The sequence below is a fragment of the Aquirufa nivalisilvae genome (assembly GCF_003143535.1).
In the GTDB taxonomy this organism is placed as follows: Bacteria; Bacteroidota; Bacteroidia; order Cytophagales; family Spirosomataceae; genus Aquirufa; species Aquirufa nivalisilvae.
Window position 1 is genome coordinate 796040 of record NZ_CP029346.1, and the last position, 21140, is coordinate 817179.

Sequence of the window (21140 nt, forward strand, 5' to 3'; positions counted from 1 at the left end):
AGTCATTAAATGAGTAAGCTCGCAGCCGAAATTGCCAAAAGAAGAACCTTTGGAATTATCTCCCACCCCGATGCCGGAAAGACAACCTTAACGGAAAAATTGCTTCTTTTTGGGGGAGCAATTCAAACAGCTGGTGCGGTTAAATCCAATAAAATCAAGAAGGGGGCAACTTCCGACTTCATGGAAATTGAACGCCAAAGGGGTATCTCGGTAGCAACTTCTGTGATGACTTTTGATTACCAAGGTGTGAAAATCAACATTTTGGATACACCTGGTCACAAGGACTTTGCCGAAGATACCTATCGAACTTTAACAGCAGTAGACTCCGTTATTTTGGTCATTGATTGTGTGAAAGGGGTAGAGGAACAAACGGAACGTTTGATGGAGGTTTGTCGAATGAGAAAAACTCCCGTGATTATTTTTATCAATAAAATGGACCGTGAAGGTCAAAATCCATTTGATTTATTGGATGAGTTGGAACAAAAATTGTCCATTCGAGTGCGTCCATTGACATGGCCAATTAATATGGGTTCAAATTTCAAAGGTGTATACCATTTGTTGGATCGTTCCTTGAATTTGTTTTCAGCCAATAAAACCAAAATTGAAAAAAATGTAGTGGCAGTGGATATTCACACGCCAGAATTGGACGCAAGAGTAGGGGATAAAGACGCGGCTCAATTGCGCGAAGATGTGGAGTTGATTGAAGGTGTCTATGAGCCATTCGACAGAGCTGAATATTTATCTGGTGAAATTGCACCTGTATTTTTTGGTTCCGCTGTGAACAATTTTGGTATACAAGAACTATTAGATACGTTTACCAAGATAGCCCCGCCAACGCAAGCTCGTGGAACCGATGTTCGTGTAGTGGAGCCAGCCGAGAAGAAATTTACGGGCTTTGTATTTAAAATACATGCCAACTTAGATCCAAAACATCGGGATAGAATCGCCTTTTTACGTATTTGTTCAGGTGTATTTCAACGAAATACTTTTTATCAGCATATTCGTTTGAAAAAGAATGTCCGCTTTGCCAATCCTTATAATTTCATGGCTCAGGAGAAGGAGGTGATTGAAGAAGGATTCCCAGGTGATGTCATTGGTCTATATGATACAGGTAACTTTAAGATTGGTGATACCTTGACGGAAGGTGAAGTGTTAAACTACCAAGGTATTCCAAATTTTTCACCTGAGATATTCAAAGAATTGATCAATTTAGACCCTATGAAAGCCAAGCAATTGGAAAAGGGAATTGACCAATTGACCGATGAAGGGGTAGCCCAATTATTCCTTCAACCTCAATTAGGTAATCGTAAAATAGTAGGAACCGTTGGAGATTTGCAATACGAAGTTATTCAATATCGTTTGGAGCATGAGTATGGAGCAAAATGTCGTTTTGACGGCATGCAGGTTAGCAAAGCTTGCTGGATAACTTCCGAAGATCCTAAGAAACTACAGGAGTTTGTTCGTTTGAAAGGACAAAATATCGCTCAAGATAAGGACGGTAATTATGTGTTTTTAGCTGAATCCGACTGGATTTTACGGATGAACCAAACGAATAATCCGGAGATTGAATTCCATTTTACTTCGGAGTTTAAATTGGCCTAATATCAATTTATTGGACAATATAATTTGTTTGAAAAACGTTACAACGCTCAACGCTGTCAAGGTTTGGAACCTTGCCAGCGTTAGAAAAAAGAGCGTTGAATCCCTTTAAAACAACAAAAAACCCAGACAATTTGCCTGGGTTTTTTGTTAACATATTGGCGTATCATTTTTCAATGACAAGCAATCTTTATTTAAGTCCTAAATCCTCCTGAATGGTTTTAACTTTAGCTTGTAATGCAGTAAACGTCGCATCAAAATCAGCAGCTGAAGCTAAAGGCGCATTGACCGAAACATAGAACTTGATTTTAGGCTCCGTTCCCGATGGTCTTGCCGAAACCTTTGAACCATCAGCCAAAATCAATTGAATAACATTAGAAGCCTCAATACCTCTACCTTCTATAATCGGACTAACTTGTCCTGTTGTCAAATCAGTGGCTTGTAAGACCTCGTAATCCAATACCTTCACAGGTTTGCTTCCCGCCACGCTTGCAGGCACGTTGGAACGAAGATTAATCATCATCTGCTTGATTTCTTCAGCTCCTGCCTTACCTTTTTTAGTTAAGGATATTAAGCCTTCGTAATAGAAGTTATTCTCAATGTACATTTCTGCTAGAAAATCGAAAAGCGATTTGCCCTGATCTTTCGCATAAGCGGTTAATTCTGCAATCATGGCACATGATGCCACCGCATCTTTATCACGCACAGCATCACCAATTAAATAGCCATAGGACTCCTCTCCACCACCAATGAACTTCTCTTTGCCTTCTAATTCACGAATCACCTGGGCAATGTATTTGAATCCCGTTAGCGTATTATAGCAAGGTACCCCTTGTTGAGCACACATTTTATCGATCAAATCGGTAGTCACGATGGTTTTAGCCACAAATTCCTTCCCTGTCAATCGACCTAGGTTTTTGTCGACCTTTAGTAAATAATACAAAATCAAACTAGCCATTTGATTTCCATTCAATAACTGCCATTCACCACTTGGGCTCTTTACCGCTGCCCCAACTCGATCTGCATCTGGGTCAGTGGCTATTACTAAATCGGCATCTAATGCTTTTGCCTGATTTAATGCTAATGTCATTGCCTCTTTTTCCTCAGGATTCGGATATATGACCGTAGGGAAATTTCCATTGGGTTCAGCTTGCTCCTTAACCACATGAACGGATGTAAAACCTAATAATGCTAGTGCTTTAGGAACTAAAGTAATCCCTGTTCCATGAATGGGAGAAAATACAATTTTCAAATCTTTTTGACGCTGAATTACCTCGGGCTGACGGCAATTGGCTTGAATGGTTTTTAAATATTCCTGATCGATTTGATCATCCAAGAGATGCAATAAAGCATCATTCCCCTGAAACTTGATGTCATCCACAGAAAGAATAGCATTTACTTCAGCCACAATGTTTTTATCGTGCGGAGCTACAACCTGAGAGCCGTCTGACCAATAAGCTTTATAACCATTGTATTCTTTTGGATTATGGGAAGCTGTTATCACGATACCTGCATGGCATCCTAAATGCCGTACGGCAAAGGATAGTTGTGGCGTTGGACGAAGTGCTGGAAACAAATACACTTCAATGCCATTGGCTGTAAAAATATCGGCAGCAATCCGGCAAAATTCTGGGGAGTTGTTTCTTGAATCGTGGGTAATAGCCACTTTGATTTTTTGATTACCTAAAACCGTTAATAAATAATTTGCGAAGCCTTGCGTGGCTGCACCCACTGTATAGCGATTCATACGATTGCATCCAACGCCCATTTCGCCTCTCATTCCACCCGTTCCAAATTCCAAAGATTTATAAAAGGAATCGGTTAAAGTAACTTGATCTTCTTGATCAATTAAATGTTGGATTTGAGATTTTGTTTCTGCATCATAGGCTCCAGAAAGCCATTGATTTACATTTTGTTGAGTAGTATTGTCAAGGTGTAATGCCATAGGGTTAATTTTCAAAGAGGGCTGTCAAATTATTTGCTTACTTTTGTGGTTATACGATCACATTGCCTCTAAATTAGAAAATTTTCGCAAGAATTATAATTGGATTGATGAACTTGTTTAGCCAGCGGCATTTTTATTTTTTTCTTTCTCTGGCTCCTGCCATTTTCTTTTATTTCTTTCTTCAGAAATTTGGAATCAACGCCCCCTTTGCTGATGATTGGAGTGCCATCAATGGCTTCATCATTCGCTTTTTTCATGGAGATGATAGCTTTGGAAATAAAATAGCTTTATTGGCTTCTCAGTGCAACGAACACCGAGAGGGATATTTGTCAATCATCAGTTTAATTCAATATTCTATTTCGGGTCAAATCAATTACATGACCTTGAATTTGGTTGGTGCTGGGGCAACTCTAGGAGTTCATTTTTTATTGAATGGGTATTTACATCGTTATCAATTACCTCATTGGTGGATTATTCCCTTGGCTTTTATTTGGTATAATGCAGCCTATTTTCACAATATATTCTGGCCAGTTTGTGCCTTGCAGCATAATAGTATTGTGTTTTTCATCCTATTCGTTTTTTATGTGTTGGATGGAAAAGGAAAACAATCCGTGCAATTTTCATGGGCCATTTTCTTAGCTTTTATAGTTGTATTCACCAGTGGAAATGGCTTTTTGCTATTTGTTGCTGCATTTCCTATCCTAAAAAATTACCGTTGGACGTATTGGGTGATTTGGACAATTGCTGGAATCGCCTTTTTCAGTTTGTACATGTGGGGATATCAACATCCTTTTCAAAGGGGACATTTGACAGACAATTTACATATGGTAGCTTCTATCATTCAAATATTTTTTGTCTACCTGGGTTCATTTGTGGGGGTATTTTTCTCTACTACATCTGAGTTTAGGGTCGGGCTAAGTTTGGGTATGGGGGTCGCTGTTTTTATGACTTGGCTGATATTCGTATTTCGACATATCTATCAAATCGTCCGTCAAAAATCATCTTTGGACTTTATCCTTTCTATTCAATTGTTTATTCTGGCTACGGCACTTATTTATTCCATCGGCCGAGCTAATTTACCTATCGAATTTGTTTTTGAAAGTCGATATGCCATCAATAGTACCTTATTTTTGATGAGTTTATGTTTGATGCTTTGGCATATGTTTCCAGGCATTAAATCTTGGAGAGCGTGGACTTTTGTAGCATTTTCTATGCTATATTTTGGGATATCGTATTGGAATAATTTATTAGCTGTAGTCAATTTCACCAGCTCCCAATCTGCGGCGATAATTAAACATAGCATTCAGCATCGAGAGCATTATTATTTTAAAGATTCCTTAGGAAGAAAGGCTGATTTAGGGGCTCCTAATCTAAAAAAACTTTCACAATTGGGAGGTCCTATTGTTGATTTTACAGCTGAATTACCTGCCTCGGTGAAATATGCCAACGATGTTGTTTCTCTGACATTCAAAAATGGATTTTTTGCATTGGATAAGCATGAAGCAAAATTAGAGAAGGATTTCCAAGCCAATCCAACTTCCTTGGCAAAGGCTCCTCAGGGGAAGGATTTGTTGCGATTTAGCCTTGAAAAAAATGGGTTAAGGTATTTGGGTGAAAAGACTAGGGCAAAAATGTCCTATGGTTCAGATGGAATGTATGTGGTCTTTGAAAATGCCAAAAACGAAAATTGGGTGTTCAATTTGTATTTCATGGAGTTGGATCGTGCCCGACAAATCAAGTTTCACGATGCCATTTATGTACGAAAAGTAGAAGGCATGATACCTTTCATTTATCTTCCAGATGGAGATTACCGAGTTAAACTATTCCGCGTGGAAGACAATCAAACGAGTTTAGTGGGTATTTTGCCACATATTCCCGTTAAAGGGATGTGATTTCCCCTTCAAAGACCCGAACAGCTGGCCCAATTAAATAAACGTCGTAAAAGCCTGTTTGTGCATTTCCTTTAAATTCAATGGAAAGCTTTCCTCCGATGGTTTGAATAGCAACTGGACTTGTTAAGCCATGGATGGTATTCGCTACCAAAGCAGCAGCGGTTACACCTGTTCCGCAGGAATAAGTCTCGTCCTCAACCCCTCGTTCATAAGTACGAACAAATAGACCTTGGTTTACTAATTCTACGAAATTGACATTGGTTCCACCCCGACTTTTAAACGTATCGGAGTAACGAATTTGGGCGCCAATGTTTTTGACATCTTCGGCTTGTACGGCAGTACTAAATCGAACTAGATGAGGTGATCCAGTTTGAGCAAAATAGTCAGAAGAAACAGCTTCAATTTCTGATACGTTTTGCATATGTAAGGAGATTTTGTCTGGGTCAATGTGCGCTTGATGTTCACCATCAATGGCAATAAATGTGGTGAAATTTTGTACAATTCCTAAGTCGGAGGCAAAGCGCACTAAGCAGCGTCCACCATTTCCGCACATGCTTCCTTCGGTTCCATCCGAGTTGTAATATACCATTCGGAAATCGTAACCTTCGGCATTTTGCAGTAGCATGAGTCCATCTGCTCCAATACCAAATCGGCGGTGGCACAAATGGGCAATCTCCTTCTGACCGAGCTGGAAATTACCCTCTCTGTCATCGATGATCACAAAATCATTTCCGGTACCTTGGTATTTGTAGAATTTCATGGGGCAAAGATAAGGAAATTAGAAATCAATGAAGAATGTAGGATGGGGAATGTAAAATGAAAAATGTAGAATGTAGAATTATTGTTTTTATATAGTCACTCTCAATATAAAAAATACTCAATTATCATACGTATTTCATTGATTTACTGGTGACACTGCAATTCTACATTCTACATTTTTTATTCTACATTGAATACCGCTCCTTCATAATTCCCAAATGATGCTTTTCATGGCCAGCGATCATCCAAGAAATGGCACGGACAGATACAGAATTGCCGTTGGCTGTACCCATGGTATTCCATTGTTCGGGAGAAAAAGATTGCAATAGGGCGGTGGTGGCTTGACGGGTCAAAATATATTGTTGTAGGATTTGATCCGTGTTTTGATTTTCATAATGGGCATTTTCTAAATAAGTATTTTCATCAAAACCGGGTAGAGACTGTTGCTCTCCTCGACTGATGCATAAGGTTCGATAAGTCAAGATGCGTTCGGTATCTACTAGATGGCCTAGAAGTTGTTGCAAAGTCCATTTTCCGGGAGCATAGGCAAAAGTCCATTGCTCGGGACTCAGGTTTTGGTAGAGCGATTGAATTTTTTTTGATTGATTATCGAGTACATCAAATAAATTTTCTGTCGACTCAAAATTCAGATATTCAGCGAAGTAGCGTGTTTTCGGGTATTCGTAGGAGGCGGGAGGGAACATATTTTTTAGGTTTTTTTGCTTGGGCATTTGTTTGAAAGGATAAATTAGCTAATTTTGTGCCACATTACAAGACGGTCCGGTAGTTCAGTTGGTTAGAATACATGCCTGTCACGCATGGGGTCGCGGGTTCGAGTCCCGTCCGGACCGCCAATTATAATTTAAGTCTCTGATTTTCAGAGACTTTTTTTATGCCCGGCGCAAAATGGGGTGCAACAAATTGGATATCAACGGATTTTATTAGATTGTAACTTGAATCAACAAGGTTATTTATTTTATAAATATATCGTTGGTTTGTGTAACTTGAATTTTTCCGAAATCATACCTTAATTTTCTAAAATCATGTCTTTTATTCACAATGATGTTATTGATATTTCTTCGGAAGATCCTTTTAAAAATTGTAAATTAGGAAGAGAGGTTTATGCCCAAAATTTAACTGAAATATTAGGGGTATATTCAAGTGGATTTGTCATGTCAATTGATAACAAATGGGGGGATGGTAAAACTACATTTATTAAAATGTGGGAAGCAAAGCTAAAGCATTCAGGTTATCAAACAGCATATTTTAATTCTTGGGAAAATGATATAAATGTAGATCCATTTGTAGCTATCATGTCAGAATTGAAATCTTTGGGAATAGGAAGTAATCATTTTGAAAATTTAGTGTTGAAAGCAGGTAAATTATCAACTTCATTAATTCCTATTTTGGCAAAGGGGGTAATTTCAAAGGCTATTGGAAATGAAACAATGAAAGAGTTGGTTGAATTAGTTTCAACTGAATCATCTAATTTTCTAAGTAATCAAATTGATAAATATTCTGAACATAAAAAATCGATAGCAGAATTTAAAAAAGAACTCGAACAATATATTAAAGAAAGTAATAGTCTAAATCCACTAATATTTTTCGTAGATGAATTAGATAGGTGTAGGCCTGATTATGCTGTTCAGGTTTTAGAAAAAATTAAACACTTGTTTAGCGTCAAAGGAATAATATTCGTTTTGTCAATAGATAAAGAACAGCTTTGTAATTCAATCAAAGGATATTATGGTAGCGATAGAATTAACTCTAATGAATACCTGAGAAGATTTATTGATATAGAATTTTCACTTCCATCCCCAGCCACTGAAAACTATTGTGATTATCTATATAAATATTACAATTTTGACGATTTTTTTAAAAGTGAGGTAAGAATAAAGTCAGACTCTTTGAGATCTAGTGGTGAAGAATTTTTAATATTTTCTAAATTATTATCAAATAAATATAATTTAAATCTTAGACAGATTTCAAAATTGTATTCACATACAAATCTTGTTGTCAGACAATTTTCAAAGAATAGGTTCTTTTTTTCTACAACTATTTACTTTTTAATTTATCTAAGAGATTCAAACAACGTTAAATTTAAAAGTATATTAAATAAAGAATTTTCAATTCAAGAATTGTGTGATGAATTTGAGCCAATTTTTTGGGAATTGTTTCAAATGGGAAAGTTGATTTCTACTAAATCTAACTTTATTAAGTTTGTAGTTTCATATTTCAACTATTCAAAAAATAGATATCCTGAAATTGATTTACATGGTATACATTTTACAGAAAATGATGTTTTGGTGAGTGGTTTAACCCTTAAATTATCATTTTTTACTGGTGATGAATTTAATCAAATTTATAAGTTTATGAATAGGGAAAACAGTGAGAATATTAACTTGAAGGATTTTCTGACTAAAATTAATTTGTTTGAAAATATTAAACCCTAAATTACATTAATTCAATAACCCATTCCCAACCGCCAACATACCATCCACATCTGCCTCACTTTTGATGTATTTTTGAAGGGTCATCAACTTCTTATGACCGGTGATTTTCATCACTTGATGAAAGGGGAGACCAGCATCCACCAAAAGTGTAGCTGATCCATATTCCTCCATCGAGATAATAAATGATGATGGAAAAATATATGGTTGGGTTAAGAGCCATGAAAATAAAGATGGTACTAAAGTTCTACTTGGCCGTGGATTACCAATTGAAATTTCGTTGACTCTTATGGTTGATATATTTTCAAAAAGTATATTCGAATTCGATGATTTCGAGAATTGATTTTACTTAGATTTTTCATAAAGATGATAATCGATTAAAGAACCTTTAAGTATCGGCACTCCCTTTTTGCCATCTACTAAAAAAGTAGCATTAATATTTTCTTCGTCCAAAAGTTTAATGTCATAACTGCTAATTGAATCCAACTTAAAAATAAAACATCCATTTTCTTCTATAAGCTCAATTTCGTTTAACAAATTTATGTTGTCCGACAAATCGTATAGCTGATTTTTAGAAATTTTAAGAAATAAGATAATTTGTTTAAAAGGAGCTTCTTTATCATTTAACAAACTATTCTGTTTTGAAATTTTGAGATAGTATGATGAATTTAATAATATCAACTCCATTTGCTTTTATTGCCATTAAAGTAGAATATTTATTTAAATACTTTTCTTGAATTTGGTATGTAAAAGAAAGGGTATCCCAATTTATATCTGCATTATATTTGGCTATAATTTTAGATGAATTTAAGCTGTCTATATTAGAAAGAGTTTGTCCTGATTGTTGATTTTCAGATTGTTTTGAAGGTTTTTCATCCATGGTGTAATAGTTCAAAAAAACCACTAATCCAATTACACTAATCCAAAATATTATCGTTCTCATTATATTCTATTTAGCTGAAAATTAATTACTTTGGCCAACCGTAAAAATTATTTTTTTTGTCCACTCTATTTCATTTTCTAATATGACTCTTGTTGGTTCTTTTTTTTGGAGTTCAATTAACCCCAATAAATAAGTTTCAAATGATTTTTTTGCATCCAAATTTCTACCAATTATTGAAAGAGTTATACCTTCCTCTTTAGAAATAACTATATTTTTTGATATGTCTAATGATTTTGCTTTGTTGAGAAGAAAATCACTTCTTCCATTTTTTCTTTAGAACTAAATAACCTTCTTATTATTTTCGCTTTTATTATATAATCAGATTCGGTTGCAGTTGAGCTTTTTATGTTTTTCTCAACCAAATTTAAATCTTTCTCATACACTAAAAAAAATTAAACTATTTTTAAGTATATTCTTGTTTGATTATAATTTAAACGATTCAGTTTTATCGCATTTCTGAATTGAACTACTTTTAGTTTCGTAACTATTTTTCTATTTATTATATGTTTAGGTTATTTGAAAGTAGGTTTCTTTAGATATTATTTGTTTAAATGATTTTACTGAAAATCAATTTCTATTTTTGAAAAAATCTCAAAATTTAATACAACTCATGAAATCTAACTTAAAAGATGTTTTCTTGTTGACATTTGCATTTATTGGTTTATATCTACTTTTTGAAATTTCTCAAAATGGAAGATATGTAATTATTGGAGATGGTGATTTACTCGATACAAGAAATGGTAGAGTATATTATTCAGAACTCAAAGAGAAAATTGTTTCAGGAAAACCGAGGTTTTATTGGGTATTAAATTACGAAGATGTCAAGAAGTAGTTTTAATAATTTGAATAGTATCAGATTGTTCTTGGTTTATTTCATCTATCCAAAATAATAATGTGGTAGACACAATTTTACTTCTTAACTTGGGGTGGGTGGCGCAAAAACCGAAGCAGAACCATCTAATTTGATACAATTCCGATTCAGTTAGATTAACCAATATAATACCTATACTATTATATTTCGACGATTTTGTTCGATTTAGGTTCAGTCAGATTTAGTATATTTCCACCCTCAGGACCGCCAACACAAAAACCGCCCCAGAATCCTGGGGCCTATTAATCATATAAACAACATCAATAAAGTGAGGATGATGCCTGTCAAAGTGAAGTATAATCCTATTTTGAAATGGGCTTTTTTAAGTAAAATATCCTAAAGGTGAGAATTCTACTAAATAGTTAAACCACGGAAATTAATGCCTCGTTAGCCAGTGAAAATATTGGATTTCATCAAATTTCTTTGAATTTATACAAATAGGGAGCTTTGTTGGCAGCACCAGTAAATTGTTTTTCTAAACGGTCGAGTATGTTTAAATCCAACATCAATTTTTGGAAATTATTTCTCCGAAAGGGTTTATCAAAAATCGTTTCATATAGGTTTTGAAGGTCTTTCATGGTGAAAGTATCAGGTAAGAGATTATACCCGACCAAATGATCATCAAAGTTGGCGCGTAGTGCCTGAAGAGCTTTCGCTATAATATCCTTTCCGTCTAAAATTAAATTAGGAAGCTGATTGATATCTACCCATTCCATCTTTTCATCAATGTAGGTAGTTTGTGGTTTTACCTTGTTGATGTCCACCAATGCATAATAACCTATGGATACAAATCGACGGACAAACCAATCGTATTCTTCTTGGGAGCCTTGCAACTGAGGATTTTGTGCTAGGAGGGAACTCATGAATTCAGCATTGTTTCTGTTGGCATTACCGAAAACATAGAATTGCTCCAAATAGATATCTTTTATCTGAGTTCTGTCTTCTAATATCCGTTTGGCTGCTTGATCTACATCTTCATGCTGGTAAATAAATCCACTGGGTAAGCCCCAGAAATCACCTTGGAAATTCAATTTGGGGACCAAGACTTTTAAGGCCTCGTTTTGATATCCGAATATGACGCAATCGATGGATAATTGAGCAATGTAGTCTTGGGTACTTAATCCTTTATAGTTTTCAGACATAGGTTTATACGTTCTATTAACAAAAATAATAAATTATTGTCTAAAAAATAGACAATATAAAAATTGTTTCTATATTTGAGCACAAATTAGAAATAATTCAGGCATAATTCCTTGGTAATCAGCCATAGGATGGGGTCTAATGGATAGAGTCTAATTTCTTAAGAAGCCCCATAGTATTATAAATAATTGTTTTAACTAAATAATTCAACCATGAAAAAAGTAAGTATGTTGTTTGCCATGATCGCTTTCTTGATAAGCTTTCAAAGTTTTTCTAAATCGACTCTAGCTCCTGATTTTTTTGCAGGCAAGTGGGAATTGGTTATAGTAGGAACTCCCAATGGAGATGCGAAAATGATCAGTGAAATTAAGCGTGTAGAAGGTAAATTAACTGCCGTTTTAAAAGATCCACAAGGACAAAATCCAGATATGAATGCCAGTGTGGAAGAGAAAGAAAATCAGATTTTAGTATTTTTTCAAGCACAAGGCATGGATATCACGATGACCTTAAACAAAGTAGATGAGGATAATTTGAAAGGTGATATTTTGAGTGGGATGTTTGAAGCGAAAGCTAAGAGGATCAAAGAATAAATGTTTTGTTTTAATGGAAAAGGGGCCTTAAGCCCCTTTTTTTATGCATAAATGCAAAATCTAAATTTGATTGCTACAAAAAAAGGTAGGCAAAGACCAAACTAATTAGGGCAGGTAAGGCTTGTTTGAAAAAGATAGCTCTGCTATAAAGGGCTCCAAAAAGTCCAGCCACCGATACACAGCCTAAGAAAAACATAGCGATGTTTTTGGACCAAATAGGGTCAGAAATGCAGAATGACCAAATTAATCCCGCTGCTAAAAATCCATTGTATAAACCTTGATTGGCAGCCAATCCTTTGGTAGGTTTAAACAATTCGGGTGCTAATGCTCCTTTGAATGTTTTTTTGCCTAATGTTTCCCAGGCAAACATCTCTAAATATAAGATGTAAATATGCTCTAAGGCCACCAGTCCAATTAAAATTTTGCTGACAATTTCCATTTTCCCTTTATTTAAAAATGCTTTTCCCTTTGGCTAATTTTTCAATCTCAGCCACGGTTCTTGGTGATCCAGCTGATAAGTTGATCGGAGCATCCTGAGTGACCAAAATATCATCTTCAATTCTTACACCAATATCCCACCATTTTTTATCACAATTGCTTCCTGCTGGAATATAAATGCCGGGTTCAACCGTCAAAACAACACCTGCTTCTAATACCCTTGGTCCCATATCATGCACATCCAAACCCAAATGGTGTGACGTGCCATGAGGGAAATATTTTCTAGCTTCTTTTTCATTGGCAGCAATGCCCAACTTGATTAAGCCAGCATTAACGACGGCCCTTGAGGCGGCATCCACACCAGAAAAAGGCAAACCTGCTTTACATGCGGCAATACCTGCATCTTGGGCTTGAAGCACAATTTCATAAATCTGCTTTTGAGCCTCAGTGAATTTACCGTTGGCTGGAACCGTTCTGGTGACATCGGCACTGTATCCATGGTATTCCGCCGCGCAGTCACTCAGCAATAATTCACCCGATTGGATTACTTTTTGATTGGTGATATAATGTAATACACAAGCATTACCTGCAGCTCCATTGATACTCGGATATCCTGTATATTCAGAGCCTTGGTTTTTGAAGTGGTATTCCATTATGGCTTGAGCCTGAAACTCTTTCATGCCAGGTTTAATGGCACGCATGACATCATTGTGACCTAATGCACTAATTTCAGCCGCTTTTTTAATTAAGGCAATTTCCTCCGCTTGTTTGATTCCCCTTAATTTACTCATAATTCCCATGGTGCTTCTTTGAGCAATTGGTTTATTATGAGCTATCACAAGACTATCTAATAAATTAGCCATCTTGGTTAAAGGCTCTTCTCTTCTCTCATATTTGCCAAAAATACCTTCATTTCTGTATAGAGAATAAACGGAATCAATTTGGGCCAATGGTAGGGTAGAAGCATTCAATTTATCATTCGTAAAGACATTATCCATCTTACTTTTTTCCATATATCCTTCAACTCCCAAAATCTTACCCGTCCATAATTCTTTCAATGGATCTCTATTTTGAAGGAAAATAAATTCAGTTCCTGTTTTTCCTAACAGGGTAACTGGGTTTTTAAAGAGGAATAAAACAGCATTAGGTTCATCTAATCCTGTCAAATAGTAAAAGTTTTTGCTTTGCGCATATTGATACGTAATATCATTGTTACGCACACGAATTTGAGAAGCAAAAAAAACAGCCATACCCTTATCCGAAATTTTTTGTTTCAAGGCAGCTCTTCTGCTGGCATGAAATTCAGGACTCAAATAATCATTGGGATACAGTTGGGAAGATTGTGCAAAAGTTAAGCTGGGGCTTATGATGGCACATAGCAAGAAATAGAATAGGGATGACTTCATAAGTTGTTGATAAGTTGATGTTCTACAAATAAAAGTATCAAGTTTCCTTCAATTTTTTATTGCCTTATTCAAAATTTCCCAAATTCATTTAATTGGAGATTTCATTTACTTAGTGAATTATTTATGTTGCTAGATTGCTTTTAGCCTTAAATGTGCTGAGTAATTGTTTCAATCGTACTTGCAAATTCTCTTCATGATTGATAGCTTCATTTTCAATGGATTTTGCCCAATTCATGAAATCAGAAGGATGCTGGCTTTTTTTACCCGTTTGTGTACTAATTGGGACCAGTTTTGTTCGCATGATGGCTTTTAGATGACTTTGACTTTTATTCATCATGATGGTTTCTAAAAATAGAAGCTCCGAATCAGCATAAAGAAGACTTGATTGAATACTAACCACTTCATTATATAAAGCGGGTTTGATATAGGCAATTTCATGTCCTCCCACCACCCAACCTAGGCCATGGTTAAAGTATGAAGTCAAATCTACCTGATAAAAGTCCCTTAAATGATCTTCACGAGCATTCATGAAATAATCAAGGTATCTTGAATTATTTAAGTGCCCCAATAAATCACAATCATTAAATCGAATAATATAGCTACTGCTTGGTGTCTTGGTCATGGCAATTTTTTTAGTGTATTTTGCTTACCTTTTTCGGAGGATTTCCATCAGGTGAGTAAAAGTTTATGATTGATTTAGGCTTTTATATGGGGGTATTTTTCTTGTAGTTCTTGATATACCTTTTCATAATGAAGGAGTTTCAATGCATGCGATTCAGCTTCTTTTATGACATAGGTAAGCAAGGAGTCAATTTCTGACAAATGCCCTTTTGCCAAATCAAGTTGGAAGGAGGACTTGACTGTAGGGTTGAATTTTCCTAACAATTCAACATTGTTTTTAATGGCATTTTCATCCAAAGGAATTTGTTTGACATGGGCTAAATGGACCAATTCTGTAGTAAGTTGAATGAATAGATTTAGGTCACTTTCATTTTCTAGTATCTGGGAGAAAGTCTTTTGGGTTAATGCAGATACCATGGCTATGGGCGACACAAATAGGAATTTTTTCCAAAGAATTTCTTGAATGTTTTGTGTGAATGTGGTGTCTATTCCAGCCTCTTTAAATAGTTTTTCCAACTCTTCTCCTTGTTTACTTGCTTGATTATTCGTGCCAAAAAATAATTTTGTTGGTCCTGGTTTGTGCACAATGGTACCAGCTTGTTGGATGTTAGAAGCAATGAAAATACAGCCTTCTAGCAGCGTGATACCTTGGGGTAAAAAATCAGCTATCGTGGCTTCGCCATTGACGGTATTTTGAGTTGTGATGATGACAGCATTAGGTCGTAGACAACTAGCGTAATCTTTTAGGATTGCAGTAGTTGAATAGCTTTTGGTACAAATAACTAAGGCGTCTATTTGACCAATGATAGCAGGATCATTCGAATTGACGCTTGGGATGCAAACAAATGTTTGATCGCCAGAATGCAGGGTAAGTCCCTGCTGATCAATGACCTTTTGGTTTTCTCCTATTGAAATAAATAGGATTTCAACATAATCACTATGTTGAAAATGATGGGCTAACATTCCTCCAATGTATCCGCCAATACCACCTATTCCTGCTACGGCAATTCTTGTTTTTTGATTTATATTCATGGTTTTTTATGGTGTCTAGTGTAATAGCTGGCTTATTCTAGCTAAATGGTGGTCGTCATGATCTGCCACAAATAGTAAATGATCTTGCATGTTCATGGGTATTTTTAATCTAGGATGAAGGGCAGATTGTAACAAGTTTTCGGGTTGTAACGCTTGTAACATTTGTATGGTTTCCAATCGACATTTTTTAAAAGAGCCTAGTAATTCATCAATGGATGTGGCATTGTGATTGGCTAAATGTGTTTGAGTATTATTTAAATCGGTCAACCTTAATTCGGCCTGGCCGCTAAGAATGTCCTCGATTCGGCCTTGCCAAAGTGGTTCCAGATCAATCAAGTGGCCAATGTTTTCTTTGATACTCCAAGTGTTACCTTCCGACAGCATAAGTACATGTTCAGACACTCCAATAAGTTTATCTGTTAGGCGAATCGAGGTACCACTTAGTCGTTCAAGTATTGCGGGGAATATTTGCTGAGTATTTCCAAATTGGAATTGTCTCTCAAACCATTTTTCTTGTTGCATGGTCATTGATTTTTTAGCTCAAGTTCAAGTAAAGCAACATGCAAGTTGCGGTGTTGTTTGGGTAAATCGGGACTATTGGAAGTGGTGTAATCATCAATATGATTGAAACCGAATTTTTTATAGTATTCAACGATGTTTTTATTCGCAGCCCAAGTATCCATTCGAATGTAGCTCAACTGTTTTTCCTGTGCCATCTTTTGGGCCCAATCAATGACTTTCTCTATCTGTTTTTGACCTTTAAAAGCAGGATTAACCACAATTCGATGTAGGTAAATGGCATCTCCTTTTTCCCTTTCTCTCCAGATTAGTTCATCGGTATAACAGACACTAAAAATGCAAAGGATGGTATCCCCCTGAGTGATTTTATACTGGAGCTGATGATCAATCTCCCATTGAATAAAGTCTTTGTCGTAGGTAGTCCATCCTACATAGTTGTTTTTTTGAATGTACTGAATGGCTTCTTCAAAAAGCCAATGAATCACTTCTAGGTCCTTGCTTGTCGTATTTTCTATTTGATAATTATTCGATGCAGTAGGCTGAATGTATTCATCTGTAAAGTGAATTCGACTCTTTTCTGCGGCAAATTTTTGGGTATTATACTGCCCGGAATTTCCTTTAGGAATGGATAATGATTTCCAAGTTTCATCGCATCGCATTTTACCTATAAAAACGATTTGACCGATGTGGTAAGGATAATGCGCTAGCTGACGATTGATGGCTTCGGTCACTGTATGACCTTGATTTCTAATATATATGATTTTCGATAAATCCTCATCTTTGAGCATTTTCAAGGTGCTAAAAAGACAATCCCAACCCGCTTCCCAGCTTGCCATGAGTTGTTCTTTATTCTGAATGGAATGATCAAATTCTTTATCCCTATTTCGTCCTTCCTTTTCTCCATCAGAAGTCAAGAAGTCGGTCCAGCGAGAAAGCATATTTCCACTCAGGTGTTGAATAATGATAGCCATACTATTGCTCTCGGTATTGTATTGCCAAAATAGATCAGCTTCACTGACTTGTTCCATGGTCTTTTCAGCGAGCATTTTGTAATATTCAAATTGCTTGATTACACTAGGTAAATAGTTAGGGTCCATGATATTCTACAGTTAATTGGAGACAAAAGAAATGAGAATTAGAGAATGCCGGAGTCGATGAGGTTGAGGTAATTGAATTCTGGAGTTTTAACTCCGGCATCCAATCTGATTTGCTGGACTTCGGGTGAGTCGAAAAATGATTTGGCCTTTTCTAAATCATCCCAGTGTGAAAAATGTACAACCTTATTTGGCTCATGCTGGAATTGTAATACTTGAAACGAAATTTCTCCAGCTGCTTTTCTTAAGTTGGCTGCTTGATCAAATTGCTTTTTCCATGATGAATAATCGACAACTTCATGGATAATAAGAACATAATTCATAAGGTGATAATTTTTATACCATTTGGTATATTTTTGGATAAATTTTTATTTATGCTTTTAGGTTGCGAATCATTTTTTCTAAGAAATCCATTGATTCATACAGAGCATTGAGGTTACCAGTTACTTTCGTTTGCATAAAACTCCCTTGAATTAATGAGGTCAGTACTGATATAAATTCTTGTACTGGAAGATCTGCTTTGATTTCACCCGTTGATATTCCTTTGTTAATCAAAAATTCCAATGATTTTCTCCAATAGGAAAATGCAGCAGAGGCCTTACTTCTCAACTGAGGATGTGTGTCATCAGCTTCAGTTGAAGTATTTGTAATGGGGCAGCCTGCAGCTAAGAAAGGTAATTGAAGGAAGTTTCGATAGGTTTGGGGGTAAACTAACAATTTGCCAATTACGGAGCTTTGAGTTTCCATTTGACTTTTTATGTAGAGATTAACTCGCATAAAATTATAATCAAAAGCAGCCAGAGCTACTTCGTCTTTATTGTCAAAATTCCCATAAATACTTCCCTTCGTTAAGCCAGTAGCAAATATTAAATCATTGATAGAAGTTCCAGCATATCCTTTTGTATTGAATATGGGGGCCGTTTTTTCAATAATAAATTGCTTTGTTCGTGCTGCTTTCGACATGTTTTGTTTACTAGGTGATGTAAATGTAATAAAATATACCAATTGGTATAAATATTATTTTACTTTTTTCAAAAGGTACATAGGTGCATGTACTTTGTTCATAGCTAAGATGCTTAAATGATATAGAATTCTTGAGCCTACTCAGGAGGTCCTTAAAATCATTTGAGCATCGATGTTCATTAATTTTCTCTATTTATTGCTTAGCTTCAAACTGAATTTCAAAAAATCAATTTTTTGTAAGATGAAACTAAAAAAACACCTACTGTACTTTGGATTTTGCTTCTTAGTTAGCACAACTATTTTTGCCCAAACTTCCGAAAAATTAGTAGCAGGAATGTCATTGGAGCGTTTGCAGCGTTATGATGCTTTCTTGCAAAAGGAAATCGATGATCACATAATCCCTGGAGCAGTTAGTTTGATTGTGAAAGATGGAAAAGTAATTGAGTACCGTGCGCTGGGATTTAGTAATGCTGTGGATAAAGTGCCTATGAAGCAAGATGATCTTTTTTACATGCAATCCATGACCAAGCCTATTATGACCGTAGCCTTTATGATGTTGTATGAAGAAGGGCATTTTCTTTTAACTGACCCTGTTTCTAAATACATTCCAGAGTTTAAAAACATGCGGGTAGCCAAAGATGTGAACCAAGGTGCCAATGGAGAAACAGACTCGCTAGCTAGTCAAATTACCATTGCCCAAATTCTAAGTCATACCTCAGGCATGACCCACGGATTAGCGACAACGGCATTGGATCGAGATTTTAGAATGAAATATTATGGAATGCCTTTTCCCAAGAATATTCAAGAGTTAGTTATTAAGGCGACCAAAATCCCTTTGGTAGGTCAACCTGGAAAACAATGGAACTACAGCGCAAGTCCAGATGTATTGTCGGCACTTATCGAAAAATTTTCAGGAATGAGCACCGCTGATTTTTTACAAGAAAGGCTGTTTAAGCCGCTTGGGATGATTAATACTGGTTATAATTTGACTGATGCACAAGCAGCAAGAGTGGTTAAAGTTCATCGGAATTCACCAGATGGTTCATTGATTTTAACCACCAATCAACCTAAAACTTCTGGTAATGTCATTTGGTTTGGTACGCATAGTCTATTTTCTACGGCTAAAGATTACATGGAGTTTTGTCAAATGTTATTGAATGAGGGTATGTGGAAAGGCAAACAATTCCTTAGTAGAAAGACCTTGGAACTTATGATTTCCAATCACGTTGGGGATATGTATGAAAAACGAATTCCGGATCGTAAAGGAGAAGGTTTTGGATTGGGATTTGCTGTTTTAGAAAATGTGACGGGAAGTCAAGTTTTAGGAGATAAAGGATTGTATTTTTGGTCAGGAGCTAATAATACGCACTTTTTTATCAACCCGAAAGAAAAATTAATTGCTATCATGCTAACTCAAAAGGATCCGCATACTATATATTACCATACCAAAATGCGCCAATTAATCCATCAAGCCATTGTGGATTAAATGGCTCGATTCCGTAATTTTATTAAATAATCTATAAACCGATATACCAAAGCTCACAGCCTTGGTATATTCTTTTAAACCTATTCTATGAAACGTATCATTATCCTATGGATGTTAGGAGTTATTCCTGCATGTGCCCAAAATCCCAAAATCGTTCGAGGCCCATATTTACAAAATTTTACGAGCACTTCAGGGGTCATTCGATGGAGGACAGATGTACCTACGGACAGTCGTGTTTATTATGGTAAAGAGTTACCCAAAAATGCCAAATCTGTTTATGATGCTCGTTTGACAACGGAACATGAATTGAAATTGACAGGCTTAAGTCCCAATCAAATTTATTTTTATTCCATTTCTACCCCTCAAGTCGTAGCGAATCAATATGTCAAAACATTACCTAAGTCGGGGAGTAATCAAGCGATTCGTGTTTGGGCTTTAGGGGATTTTGGGACAGGTTCAAAAAACCAGTTGATGGTTCGAGATGCAGTCAAAAACTTTGTTAAAGATAAACCCATTGATGCATGGATTTGGTTGGGAGATAATGCCTATGGGAGTGGCAAGGATATTGAATATCAAAAAAATGTGTTTGAAGTATATCAGGAAGATTTCTTTCCCAATACTAAATTATGGCCAAATCCAGGCAATCACGATTATAAAGACAATCCCGATGCTAAGAAATTAGCCTATTATCAAAACTTTACCATGCCAATGAATGGAGAAGCTGGAGGGCTTAAATCAGGGACAGAAGCATATTATTCCTTCAACATGGGAAATGTACACTTTGTATCGGTTAATTCGGAAGAAACATCAGCAGATGGAACCAGTATAATTGATAGCACTGGTCAACAAGCGCAGTGGCTCAAACGTGATTTAGCAGCGAATAAATTACCATGGACCATCGTATATTTTCATGAACCTCCTTATTCCAAAGGTTCACATGATACCGATACGGATGAGGAAATGACTAAGGTGCGACAACAAATTGTACCCATATTTGACCGATATCATGTGGATTTAGTTTTAGCGGGACATAGTCATTCTTACGAGAGAACTTGGCCGATTCGAGGACATGTAGGTCAGAATGATAGCTTTGATCCAAATAAACATGTGTTGGCTAAGGAGATTAAGCCTAATCACTATGTCGTGGATAAATCTTCACAGGGAACTATTTACATTGTGGCTGGATCAGGTGGCCAGTTGGGCAAAAGTCAGCCTAGTTTCCCCCTAAAATCATCTGCTTTTTCTACGGTAGCTTTGGGAGGTTCATTGATATTAGATATTAAGGATAGGAAATTAGTTGGTCAGTGGATTGGCTCAGATGGAAAAGTGCATGATGAATTTAGTATTCAAAAGTAGTAGGCTCTTTTTTTGTAATTATTGGGTCAATTTATG

Annotated in this window: 22 protein-coding genes and 1 tRNA gene; 8 read left to right on the forward strand and 15 right to left on the reverse strand. The window is 36.1% G+C overall.

What is annotated here, in order from left to right; translation table 11 throughout:
* Positions 1-9 precede the first annotated feature (9 nt).
* Positions 10-1602, forward strand: coding sequence for a peptide chain release factor 3 (locus HME7025_RS03520; protein WP_109322319.1), 1593 nt, complete (start codon positions 10-12; stop codon positions 1600-1602).
* A 187-nt stretch (positions 1603-1789) separates the two neighbouring features.
* On the opposite strand, the gene HME7025_RS03525 is transcribed toward HME7025_RS03520, so the two are convergent.
* Positions 1790-3544 (reverse strand): phospho-sugar mutase, encoded by a 1755-nt coding sequence (locus HME7025_RS03525; protein ID WP_109322320.1) that lies wholly within the window; start codon positions 3542-3544, stop codon positions 1790-1792.
* Positions 3545-3651: 107 nt separating this feature from the next.
* Between HME7025_RS03525 and HME7025_RS03530 the strand changes: the two genes are divergently transcribed.
* Positions 3652-5436 (forward strand): hypothetical protein, encoded by a 1785-nt coding sequence (locus HME7025_RS03530; RefSeq protein ID WP_109322321.1) that lies wholly within the window; start codon positions 3652-3654, stop codon positions 5434-5436.
* Here HME7025_RS03530 and dapF read toward each other — a convergent pair.
* Both dapF and HME7025_RS03540 read right to left on the reverse strand, forming a co-directional pair.
* Entirely contained in the window at positions 5423-6196 is a 774-nt protein-coding gene (gene dapF, locus HME7025_RS03535; protein WP_109322322.1) for a diaminopimelate epimerase, read from the reverse strand. The two genes, HME7025_RS03530 and dapF, sit on opposite strands and share 14 nt — an antisense overlap.
* 184 nt (positions 6197-6380) lie before the next feature.
* Complete coding sequence (locus HME7025_RS03540; protein ID WP_109322323.1) at positions 6381-6926, reverse strand: DinB family protein; 546 nt, start codon at positions 6924-6926, stop codon at positions 6381-6383.
* Between the two features lie 46 nt (positions 6927-6972).
* Between HME7025_RS03540 and HME7025_RS03545 the strand changes: the two genes are divergently transcribed.
* Positions 6973-7049: transfer RNA gene (locus tag HME7025_RS03545), tRNA-Asp, on the forward strand.
* Between the two features lie 189 nt (positions 7050-7238).
* Positions 7239-8648 carry a KAP family P-loop NTPase fold protein gene (locus HME7025_RS03550; RefSeq protein WP_109322324.1) on the forward strand — a complete coding sequence of 470 codons (1410 nt, stop codon included), beginning with the start codon at positions 7239-7241 and terminating at the stop codon, positions 8646-8648.
* Positions 8649-8654: 6 nt separating this feature from the next.
* On the opposite strand, the gene HME7025_RS13370 is transcribed toward HME7025_RS03550, so the two are convergent.
* From HME7025_RS13370 to HME7025_RS03560, 3 genes are all read right to left on the reverse strand, one after another.
* Complete coding sequence (locus tag HME7025_RS13370) at positions 8655-8819, reverse strand: site-specific integrase (protein WP_154401923.1); 165 nt, start codon at positions 8817-8819, stop codon at positions 8655-8657.
* A 171-nt stretch (positions 8820-8990) separates the two neighbouring features.
* Entirely contained in the window at positions 8991-9275 is a 285-nt protein-coding gene (locus tag HME7025_RS03555) for a hypothetical protein (RefSeq protein WP_109322325.1), read from the reverse strand.
* 1 nt (position 9276) lies between these two features.
* Positions 9277-9525, reverse strand: coding sequence for a hypothetical protein (locus tag HME7025_RS03560; RefSeq protein ID WP_154401924.1), 249 nt, complete (start codon positions 9523-9525; stop codon positions 9277-9279).
* Between the two features lie 673 nt (positions 9526-10198).
* Here HME7025_RS03560 and HME7025_RS03565 point away from each other — a divergent pair.
* A complete protein-coding gene (locus HME7025_RS03565; protein WP_109322327.1) occupies positions 10199-10420 on the forward strand; it encodes a hypothetical protein in 222 nt (73 codons plus the stop codon).
* A 452-nt stretch (positions 10421-10872) separates the two neighbouring features.
* On the opposite strand, the gene HME7025_RS03570 is transcribed toward HME7025_RS03565, so the two are convergent.
* Positions 10873-11601 (reverse strand): NUDIX hydrolase, encoded by a 729-nt coding sequence (locus HME7025_RS03570; protein ID WP_109322328.1) that lies wholly within the window; start codon positions 11599-11601, stop codon positions 10873-10875.
* Between the two features lie 210 nt (positions 11602-11811).
* Between HME7025_RS03570 and HME7025_RS03575 the strand changes: the two genes are divergently transcribed.
* Positions 11812-12189 (forward strand): hypothetical protein, encoded by a 378-nt coding sequence (locus HME7025_RS03575; RefSeq protein WP_109322329.1) that lies wholly within the window; start codon positions 11812-11814, stop codon positions 12187-12189.
* 73 nt (positions 12190-12262) lie between these two features.
* Here HME7025_RS03575 and HME7025_RS03580 read toward each other — a convergent pair whose 3' ends face one another.
* The 8 genes from HME7025_RS03580 to HME7025_RS03615 all read right to left on the reverse strand — a co-directional run bounded on the left by HME7025_RS03580 (position 12263) and on the right by HME7025_RS03615 (position 18262).
* On the reverse strand, positions 12263-12628 hold the full coding sequence (locus HME7025_RS03580; RefSeq protein ID WP_109322330.1) for a DUF1304 domain-containing protein: 366 nt from the start codon (positions 12626-12628) through the stop codon (positions 12263-12265).
* A 7-nt stretch (positions 12629-12635) separates the two neighbouring features.
* A complete protein-coding gene (locus tag HME7025_RS03585) occupies positions 12636-14033 on the reverse strand; it encodes an aminopeptidase P family protein (RefSeq protein WP_109322331.1) in 1398 nt (465 codons plus the stop codon).
* Positions 14034-14154: 121 nt separating this feature from the next.
* On the reverse strand, positions 14155-14655 hold the full coding sequence (locus tag HME7025_RS03590; RefSeq protein WP_109322332.1) for an acyl-CoA thioesterase: 501 nt from the start codon (positions 14653-14655) through the stop codon (positions 14155-14157).
* 74 nt (positions 14656-14729) lie between these two features.
* Positions 14730-15686, reverse strand: coding sequence for a ketopantoate reductase family protein (locus HME7025_RS03595; RefSeq protein ID WP_109322333.1), 957 nt, complete (start codon positions 15684-15686; stop codon positions 14730-14732).
* Positions 15687-15701: 15 nt separating this feature from the next.
* Positions 15702-16208 (reverse strand): DinB family protein, encoded by a 507-nt coding sequence (locus tag HME7025_RS03600; RefSeq protein WP_109324955.1) that lies wholly within the window; start codon positions 16206-16208, stop codon positions 15702-15704.
* Positions 16209-16210: 2 nt separating this feature from the next.
* Positions 16211-17302 carry a GNAT family N-acetyltransferase gene (locus tag HME7025_RS13570; RefSeq protein ID WP_317046237.1) on the reverse strand — a complete coding sequence of 364 codons (1092 nt, stop codon included), beginning with the start codon at positions 17300-17302 and terminating at the stop codon, positions 16211-16213.
* A 38-nt stretch (positions 17303-17340) separates the two neighbouring features.
* Positions 17341-17622, reverse strand: a complete 282-nt coding sequence (locus tag HME7025_RS03610; protein WP_109322334.1) for an antibiotic biosynthesis monooxygenase — start codon at positions 17620-17622, stop codon at positions 17341-17343.
* Between the two features lie 49 nt (positions 17623-17671).
* Entirely contained in the window at positions 17672-18262 is a 591-nt protein-coding gene (locus HME7025_RS03615) for a TetR/AcrR family transcriptional regulator (protein ID WP_109322335.1), read from the reverse strand.
* Positions 18263-18503: 241 nt separating this feature from the next.
* Between HME7025_RS03615 and HME7025_RS03620 the strand changes: the two genes are divergently transcribed.
* On the forward strand, positions 18504-19748 hold the full coding sequence (locus HME7025_RS03620; RefSeq protein WP_161956203.1) for a serine hydrolase domain-containing protein: 1245 nt from the start codon (positions 18504-18506) through the stop codon (positions 19746-19748).
* 87 nt (positions 19749-19835) lie between these two features.
* On the forward strand, positions 19836-21104 hold the full coding sequence (locus HME7025_RS03625) for a purple acid phosphatase family protein (protein WP_109322337.1): 1269 nt from the start codon (positions 19836-19838) through the stop codon (positions 21102-21104).
* Positions 21105-21140: the final 36 nt, after the last annotated feature.